Annotated in this window: 4 protein-coding genes; 2 read left to right on the top strand and 2 right to left on the bottom strand. The window is 32.0% G+C overall.

All coding sequences use genetic code 11. The features are described from left to right. Positions 1 to 705: 705 nt before the first annotated feature. Positions 706 to 3036, bottom strand: a complete 2331-nt coding sequence (locus tag ACFFIT_RS10385) for a tetratricopeptide repeat protein (RefSeq protein ID WP_385877600.1) — start codon at positions 3034 to 3036, stop codon at positions 706 to 708. Positions 3037 to 3405: 369 nt separating this feature from the next. Here ACFFIT_RS10385 and ACFFIT_RS10380 point away from each other — a divergent pair, with 369 nt between their 5' ends. Further along, on the top strand, positions 3406 to 3702 hold the full coding sequence (locus ACFFIT_RS10380; protein WP_385877599.1) for a hypothetical protein: 297 nt from the start codon (positions 3406 to 3408) through the stop codon (positions 3700 to 3702). 277 nt (positions 3703 to 3979) lie between these two features. Here ACFFIT_RS10380 and ACFFIT_RS10375 read toward each other — a convergent pair whose 3' ends face one another. Next, entirely contained in the window at positions 3980 to 6394 is a 2415-nt protein-coding gene (locus ACFFIT_RS10375) for a DUF3772 domain-containing protein (protein ID WP_385877598.1), read from the bottom strand. Positions 6395 to 7776: 1382 nt separating this feature from the next. Between ACFFIT_RS10375 and ACFFIT_RS10370 the strand changes: the two genes are divergently transcribed. Continuing rightward, entirely contained in the window at positions 7777 to 9315 is a 1539-nt protein-coding gene (locus ACFFIT_RS10370; protein WP_385877597.1) for a methyl-accepting chemotaxis protein, read from the top strand. Positions 9316 to 9438: the final 123 nt, after the last annotated feature.

The following is a 9438-nucleotide window of genomic DNA, read 5'->3' as shown; positions in this document are numbered from 1 at the left end:
ATTGATGAAGAACATAGACATATAATTAGACTGCTAGGAGAACCCTACGAGTCAATATATAGAGAGATTAAAAAATGACTATTTTTAACCTAAGAAATAATTATAAAATATAGTGCGGAAAGACAGTTAAAAAGTCTTCAGAAGTCATTTCTTACCATGAAGATGCTTGGCGGCACATGGATTTTATGGCGTTCTAATGTTTTATTCAAACGAAACTACCTGTATATCATTGTTCTACTTGCGATAAGGAATTTATTGCGAAGCGCCCTGTGGAAAGTTGTAGTAATGGCATTGTATTTGATGCTGTTCTGTCAATCTTAGTATTTCCTAAAAAGTCGATACAGAAAAACTTGACCATTCTATCTACTCAATTCTTTGAATGTTTAAAGGAAGACTAGTGTGACAGCTGGGGTTCTAAAAAGCATCTGAGAAATGAACAATGCCTATCAATAATTGGGCAGAAACCTTATTGCAGTTCAACTTATTTTTTTCTGATAAACTCGAAGAACTTATAGCAATTTACCATGTGATTGAATTAGCCCCCAGCTGGTCGCTCCAACATCAACACTCAATATACACTTGATTTTAATAGAAAATTAACTTAAACATATAATTCACATTTTACTGATTCAATCCATTAAAAAGAGTTGGATCAGAATTGAATATTTACATCGGCTTATTTAAAAGCTACATAAAATGAGTTTCTTACCAGAATTTCCACCATGGTTTTTGACTTATTTGTTTATTAGCCTGTTGATTAATTCGAATTGTTTCTAAATTTCGCTCCGCTACTTCAATCACTGGCTGATAATCATATTTCTTTGCTATTTCAATCGCCAATTGATAAAACTCAATAGCTTTATCCATCTGATTTAAATCACGATAAATGCAAGCTATATTTAATGCCGTCGTTTCATCATTCTCCCAGTAAGGTGGATTTGAATTAATCTCTTTTTCTAACCATAGTGCGCTCTCTTCTGGTTGTATAGATACAATATGGCTCAACAGATAAATTCGATTAAAGAAATAACTTTCTTGTTGTTCTTTCTTCTGAGCTTCATCCAAGTAACTATACCATTGCTCTAATCGTTGCATCCAAATTTGAATTTCTTTGTAGCGACCTTGAGTATGCAGAAATCTGACAATCTTGTTTGCTATTTTTTGGGGCATAAAACGACTAAAACCATATTTAACAGAATACTGCCAAAGTTTTTCCGCCGAATCAATCATCGCATTTTCATCTTTTAGATTTTCATAAGCTACAAACACACCATAATAATGTTCTGCAAAAGAGGAAATGGAAATAGCCATGTGAGATAACTCAATAGCTAATTTGGAACTTTCAATGAGCTCCTCTGGCGTTCTGTAATAATTTTCGCACAGTTCAACACATATATTTCTAAGAAGCATGGAATAGTTATGAATATTAGCATCTCTAAAATGACCTACTCCACTTTCAAAAAAAGTCTCAAATTGTTTTTTTGCAAATTGCTGAAACTTAACTTGCAAACAAGCGATTTCACGTCGATTATCAACATAATGCGCCCACTCATCATCAGATAAAAAGAGATCGGTTGCTACCAAAAAATTTTCAGTGGCATCACTAGCCATAATTATTTCACCGCTAAGAACTGATTCAATTCCCTCAATATAAGCTTTTGAACGATAATAAGCACAAATATTACTTTTCGAGCGAAAATTGCTGGGATTAGAGAAATAAGTTTCGCACTTCTGGATAATTTCTTGATGATATTCTTTTTCTCCTATTTGACTTTTTCTTTGTCTTAATAAATATAAGTCTAGTACTTGCAAACTTGGGTGTTGAGCATCAAGATTTTTTGCAGCTTCATAAGCTTCTTGAAATCCAACCTGATACATTTCTAGTTGCGTTTTGGATATCGGATAAACTGAAGCCTGCTCATTAGATGCATTTTGAATTAATTCATCATAATAAAAACACAAAATGACATACCATTCCACTAATGGATGCACGGATTTATATTTAAATGCAAGTTCAACCGCATAATTATTTACTCTATTTAAATCCCACAATACTGCATTCATAGCAATTCGAGCCGCTTTAATCATTTGATTAGCTTCTATTAACCAATCAATTAAAGATAGTGTAAAATAATAATTGCGATCTATTGATAACTGATAATTTGATTCTAGTCCAATTGTAATTGCTTCATCCAGTTTATTTTCGGCATATTTTTTTCTCGCTTCAATTTGAGATACTTTTATGTTCAAATCTCGTTTTTTAGCAATATGCCAATCATCATGAAGAAACTGATTAATATGGCTAATCATTTCATCGATGACTTCGGGAACAAAATGAACAATCGCATTAGCATTATCAATCCAGATTTGCTCAGAAATTTCAGATTTATTAGTGGATTCTTTTAATAAATCTATAACTTTACGAGCAGAATTTAAAGCCTCATCTTTCCTACCTTCGTTAGAGAAAGAACGACAATCTTGAATTAAAATAGTTAACTGACCTTCATTATAGTGAGATGAATTTTCAGCAAAGATAGGATTGAACTCAATTTTTAAGCGATAATATTTACGATAAATATCCCAAAGACCTAAAAACGCACACCCATCAATTAGTTTCTCCCAAATAAAATCAATATCTTCTCTATTTGGATAGGCAAACATTTTATCGATTAAAATAGCGCTTTGAGAAATAAATTTATTCTTATCTACAGTAGCAAAAAGATTAGTTTTCCAATAAGAAACCATGATAGAAAAATAGCTTTGTTCAAGATTATCTAAAGAATTAAAAATGGAATTTTCAAATTGTTCTAGCATCTTAATTGCTGCTTCACTTTCGTTGATTGCGATATAAAGACGGTGATAATCAAATAGACTCTCGGGTGTATCAGGGAGGCATTCGGTACTTTCAAGCGCTCCTTTTAAGATATTAATCAAATCTTGGCTTTCTAATCCCTCTGGGTTATTATAAAAAAAATTCAATTGCGCCTTTAACCATTCTATTAAAGCTTGCCCTGTCAGTACTGCGTTTGTTGTCATAAATTTATCCTTAGAGATGTTTATATACTAAAGTTACGTCAAGTTGCAGGTGCAGAAATTATCCTTATGCCCATTCAATGAGCATTAAGTAATACCAATGCACAAATCTTGATTTTATTTTTTATAATTAATGGTTTAATTTTTTTATCACTAAATCGGTGCAAAATGAATATTTATTAAATTCAAAAATCACTTCAAATCACTTCAAAGTACTCCAAATCATTAATAATTATTTGCATTTATTTATGTTTATCATAACATATACAGACATGAATAAACTGTAAAATTTAGACATGTAACTAAAACCTGTAAAGCTTAAAAGCGATAGGTTTTTTATATCAACAAATTATTTATTTAAAAGGCTGAGTGATGAAATCAAAACTTATTATTGGTGGGTTATTTTTAGCATTATCAGGTTCAGTGCTTGCAAATGACGCTTGTACAAATTTTTTTGATGAAATGGATAAATTCTACGAGACATTGAACAAAGAAGGTATATCGCCCGATCAAACTGCGCAATATCGTAATGATGTAGCTACATCAAGAATGCAACATAATAGTTTCAGCGAGTCAGATAAAGAAATTAATAACAAATATTGCCAAGAGCAATTAGCGGATATTGAAAGCGTTCAATCTTTGATTAGGATGGCATTTGAATCTCAATAATTTAAATGTCTACATTTTTATTTTTCCTAATAGCCACTACTCATGAGAAGTATCTAGAGAAAGACTGTATTGACATAGGTAGTGCAATTTCAAATGTCATATTAAATTATGTTTATCTTTCGATGTGATTAGTGGGCTTTTATCCCTAAGTGGGTTATAAAAATAACTCACTTAGGGCATATCTTCACACAACTTTCATGAAATGGTATCGCTAGTCAGATAACTCTTGTTAAGGTGGACTTTCTTATTGTGTGAGAAAATTCAGTTTCACTCTAAATTATGCTTTAGGTGTTCTCTCTTCAGCACTAGGATAGATACCCGAAACCCTCAACTCTTTTAAGATAATAAACAAGAGATCGCTTTTTGTTTTTCCAACAAGTCGAGGACTCTGAACTGAACCCGTGACAGTCAAATTAATCTCGCTACTATTCAATTGGCTAAAACGCACTTCTGGGGTCGGCTCTGCTAGGATTGATGAATGAGAACGATAGGCGTCTAATAACAAAGACTGAATAAGTTCAGGATCACTATCAATGGCAAAATTTAGCTCAATCGAAACAACTCCTTTAGGGTTATTTTTTGAGTTATTTTTTACATTTTGAGCAATCAATTGTGAATTAGGAACTATTACCGTCGACCGATCGCTTAATTGGATTTCAGTCGCTCTAACATTAATTCTCTTAATATCACCTTCAATACCGGCAATACCAATACTATCCCCTACTTTCACTGGTCTTTCTGTTAATAAGATAATGCCTGAAATAAAATTTTTAACAATTTCTTGTAATCCAAAACCAATACCTACGGATAATGCACTGACAATCCAAGCAAGTTTACTCCATTCAATCCCTAAAGCTGCTAACGTGAACATGATAATAAGCACATAACCGATGTTACTATACAAAGTCACTAATGAAGCTGATATACCAATATCAAGAGACGTTTTAGGGAGGAACTCTTTACTTAGCCACTTTTTAGAGACACTTAATACATAAATACTAATAAACAAAATAACAACTGCATTAGTTAAATTTTGCGGCACTATCCCAAATCCTTCTAGGCCATTTGCAGTTAATAAATTGAGTACTTTATCAAATAGCGTTTGGGTTGTTGCCCCACTAAAAGAACCATTTAAGAGTGCCATAATCATTCCCAGCAAAAGAGCACAGTGGGACAAGGCCGTTAAGATGATTTTAATTTGCTCAAGTAGCTTATCATTAAGATTAAGCGTTTGTTTAATTAACTTAGCACTGGGATTAGATGGATAAAAAATGGCTTGCCAAAAGTCTTTAGAAAATTGTTTTAAACCATAATAACCCAAAATAACAATCATTATCCAAAGAGTTTGATAGGCAACATAACTAGATAATGAAATATAGCCTAAAATTGATGTGATAATAATAAACAACGAACTAAATAATAAGAGAACATGGATCATGCCTTTCTTTGAGCTGTTATTTAACTCTTCATCATTACTGTGAGTATGATAAATTCTGATAGGATAAACTATAATTAATAATGCAATAATTAGGGCACTCAATCCCGTTGTCCATACCGTCAGCCCAACAATGACTCCCGTAACGTTATTAATAATTTCGATAGTCCCAAATGACAGAGCGACAACAGCTATCAACACAGGAAAATAGGTCAGTTCTTTGGCTATATTATTGGGTAAATCTATCAATCTTCTTGACGGAATTCTATTAGCTAAAAATGCCCTTCCAAGCCCTGTAACTAGGGCGCAAAAACCTGCTAACTCTATAAATCCTTCAATAAAATCAAGCACCAAAACTGAAACGTCTAATTGAGAAGTAATGGGTTTAAAAAGAAGGTTAAGCGCAATTAAAGTTGCTAGAACAGTAAAAAAAGGAAGAGCAGCTAATAAAAAACTTCTTCTGAATCGCCCAAAAGGGATATATTTAATAGAGAATTGATATAAAACACGCTCAAGGAATAGCCTTACAATAAACCAAAATAGAACGGCACCAACAACATAAATTAAGTTAAAGCTAATTCCATCTAACACTGTTGCAATAGATTCTGTAAATTTATTACTAAAATGCTTAAATCGATTACTTTGAGCTTGGGTTGGTTCAAGGATAGGCTGCCAAAATTTAAAACTTAGCACCGAAGCATTTTTCGTGGTTAGCTGGCTTTTAAATTTCTGCTGTCTGACTCTTGCTATTTCTTGCAAAACTTCATTTGCAAGTGATTTTAGCTCAGTAGCCTCATTTATAGATAAATTTATTTTGTCTTGTTCTTTTAAAATACGTTCTCTTTTTTGAGAAATTATTTTGTCATCAGCTTGTTGAACTACTTCATCATTTTTTTCTGGTTCTACCTCGATAGGTTTTAATTCACTTAAAGCAATTAAAGAAGTATTTAGTGCTTCTAATTGCATTTTTTGATAAGCAATGAATTCATCAATTTTTTTTATGATGACTTGGGTATCTTCTGACAATTTGTCAATTTCAATCGTTGTGGTTGCATTTGCAAGGGCTACCTTAAGATCTTTTAGGGATTTTTGGGCTGATTTCGCCTCAAAGGTCGGCTGTGTCTGTTCAGTTGCTGATGAATTGCTGCTTTTTCCCTCTGAAGCATATAAAGTTGAAGATACGCAAAAGAAAAAAATAGAAAATAAAAGCATCGATTGTATTAAATAATTAAATACTCTTCTGTAAAAAATAAACACAAAAACCACCTTTTACCCTTTAATTAATAAATAGATTTTATACATTCAATTTAGCCCACTTAAATTATATCGATTTCCTTATTAGGTGGATACTCAAGGCCAAATGAGTAGAACTTTACGCTAAAAATAAAGTCTAAAAAAACAAACAGCAAATATCTATTATCTTTCTATTACTACTGTACACGCAGAAAACATAAAGATAAGTAGTACACACTACTTTTGAGATTAACTTATAAAATGATAAATTAGTTAAAATCATTCAAGAAAATTTGCATTAATAATCAATAATCGAATAAACGATATTAAGGTCAAACACAACTCATTTTTAAATTGAAAGCAAAGTATTTTAAGAAAGAATTTATGAAACAGATATTAAACCTAAAAGTTCCGTTTTATTATATGCCGTAACACTAAACTCAACGTAGAATTTTTTTAAGTCAATCCAAACCGAGAGAGAAATCACTATCTAAATAGTTCGCTTCATCTCTTTTTACTGCGATTTCTACTGTAAAAATTTGCTTACTTACTTACTTTTAAAAAATTAATATATATTTACTGTTGAAGTAAATATATAAAAGCTCATCTAGCTAAAATTAATAAACAAGTAAAATATTGGATTGACTTTTTACTCATCCATTTATAATACAAATAATGTTAAGTGTAAATTTCTAAATGAAAACAAGTTTAACGACTTATTTCAAATGAGACTTATAGTCTTCCAGTACAGTGTGCTTGCCTAGTATTATACAGATTAGATGGTCTAATACTAAATGTAACAATTTAATATTATTATTCACCTTGCATTAATATAGATCAATACATTCTTAATTGACAAAGTTAGAATTACCACTAACAAATCTTGCAATGACTTACCAAAATCAGCCAATTTCCAATAATTGGTCATCGAAATTTTAGATGCCTAATTACACACAAAGAAATTTTTCAATTGCAAATTTAATCTATTGATTCAAAGATATTTCTTGCTTTAATTTTGAACATATTCATTTGATTGATAGCTTTAGCTTTTGAATGATGAGTGGCCTAGCTAGCTTTCTTTCTAAGTTAAAAATGGTATATTCATCTGATATGTTAGTTTTCTATTTTTTTGGATAGATTATTCAAAAAAATGGAAAACTAAACCGATAAATAACAAATACATCTTAATTTAGATAAATTAAGTGATTGATAAAATTATTTAATTGCAACTTTATTTAAGAAACACAAACCTATTCTGAATTAAGTTAACTTTATTTCCAATTGTAAATTTATGCTTCAATAGTGTAAAATTAGTTTGTTTTACTGTACTTTGTTCTAGCGCATTTCTAAGGAAAGTTTCAAGGATTTTTTCACCCTTTTCATCATATTTTTATGGAGTCGTTACCATGTTTAAAAACATTAAGATCTCAAGCAGTCTTATTGCTGTGTTCTTATTAATTGCCGCACTACAATTTATTAATAGTGGACTTAGCTATTATAGCGTTAATAAAGCGGTAAGAGAATTCGACGAAGTCAGCTTATTAAACCAACAAAGAGATGCATTAACCAATAGTAGAGACGCATTTTTAAGAGCTCGTATCGAATCTCACCGCACTATGCTTCATATTTGGTATAAATTTGATGATAAGCTACCTGGATTAATGCAAAGTTCAAAATACGAATTAAGTGGGGCTCGTAAGAGTATAGAGAGATTTTTATCACTTCCAATTTTAAGTGAGTCAGGTAAAGAATTGAGAAGTCAATTTGAGAAAGACTCAATGGCTTTTCTCAACATTTTAGAGCAACAACTACTCGCTCTTGATAATAGAGGTGCTGATGGTTTTATGGAATTCAATCCACAGCCCTTTCAAGAAGCTTACGAAAAATCATTAAATGACTTTTTACTAAATATTGATAAGCTGATTGAAAATAAAAAACAAGAAAAAGTGTCTGACTATCGTACAGCTATCATTCAAATTAGCGTAGGTATTGCGGTAGTTATTTTACTTGTGGTGTTTGCTATTTACTGGTTAAGAAATTATTTTACCGCTCCTATCACTAAACTTCTTTCTCATTTTGAGTATATCTCTGAGGGTGATTTGACACATCAAGTAGATAATTACGGAAAAAATGAAATAGGTAAAATCTTTGAGTTTTTCCAAAAAATGCAAAATTCTCTGGTTGATACAGTAAAAACCGTGAGAGAATCCTCTAATATTATTGTATCAGGGGTACATGATTTAGCTGGAGTTGGGGATCATTTATCAGCTAAAACTGAACAACAAGCCTCCTCATTAGAACAAACGGCTGCAAGCATGGAGGAAATTACGCAAACAGTTAAACTGAATGCTGATAATGCGCGTTCTGCATCTAATTTAGCCAGTGAAACATCGTCAACCGCTAAAAAAGGAGGAGAGATTGCTGAATCCGTTGGTGAAACAATGGGGCAGATTACTGCAAGTTCAGAAAAAATTGGAGCTATTACGAATGTAATTGATAGCATTGCATTCCAGACCAATATTTTAGCACTTAATGCAGCTGTTGAGGCTGCAAGAGCTGGAGAACAAGGTAGAGGTTTTGCAGTAGTAGCAAGTGAGGTTCGTAACTTAGCCCAAAGAAGTGCTCAGGCGGCAAAAGAAATAAACGAACTGATTGCCGATGCAATATCAAAAATCAAAAATGGTGCAGCGCTCGTTGAAACTTCAGGTGAAACAATGACGAGTATTGTGGAGTCCGCAGTGCAAGTAAATGATATCATTGCTGAAATTTCTAATGCTTCGGATGAACAAAGCAGAGGAATTCAGTTGATTTCTCAAGCAGTACACCAGATGGATCAAGTAACCCAAGAAAATGGTAGTATTGTATACTCAGTAGCCGATGCGACTAAGACATTAGATTATCAAGCAAACAAACTTTCTCAAGCGGTTGCTTTCTTTAAAATTTAATATCGTATTTCACATCATTTGATTTATTAACCCATATCGTTTTATTTGATATGGGTTTTTATAGTAATTAACATCTACATTTTTAAATCGTAAACTCAAAGCATATGGACATGCATTTTAAGG

The organism is Thorsellia kenyensis, assembly GCF_042432445.1.
In the GTDB taxonomy this organism is placed as follows: domain Bacteria; phylum Pseudomonadota; class Gammaproteobacteria; order Enterobacterales; family Thorselliaceae; genus Thorsellia; species Thorsellia kenyensis.
This window is presented reverse-complemented; position numbering and strand designations above follow the sequence as displayed.

Bases quoted from the DNA above. Each gene is read 5' to 3' on its own strand.
- ACFFIT_RS10370 (WP_385877597.1), top strand. From the start codon at position 7,777: ATGTTTAAAAACATTAAGATCTCAAGCAGTCTTATTGCTGTGTTCTTA.
- ACFFIT_RS10385 (WP_385877600.1), bottom strand. From the start codon at position 3,036: ATGACAACAAACGCAGTACTGACAGGGCAAGCTTTAATAGAATGGTTA.
- ACFFIT_RS10380 (WP_385877599.1), top strand. From the start codon at position 3,406: ATGAAATCAAAACTTATTATTGGTGGGTTATTTTTAGCATTATCAGGT.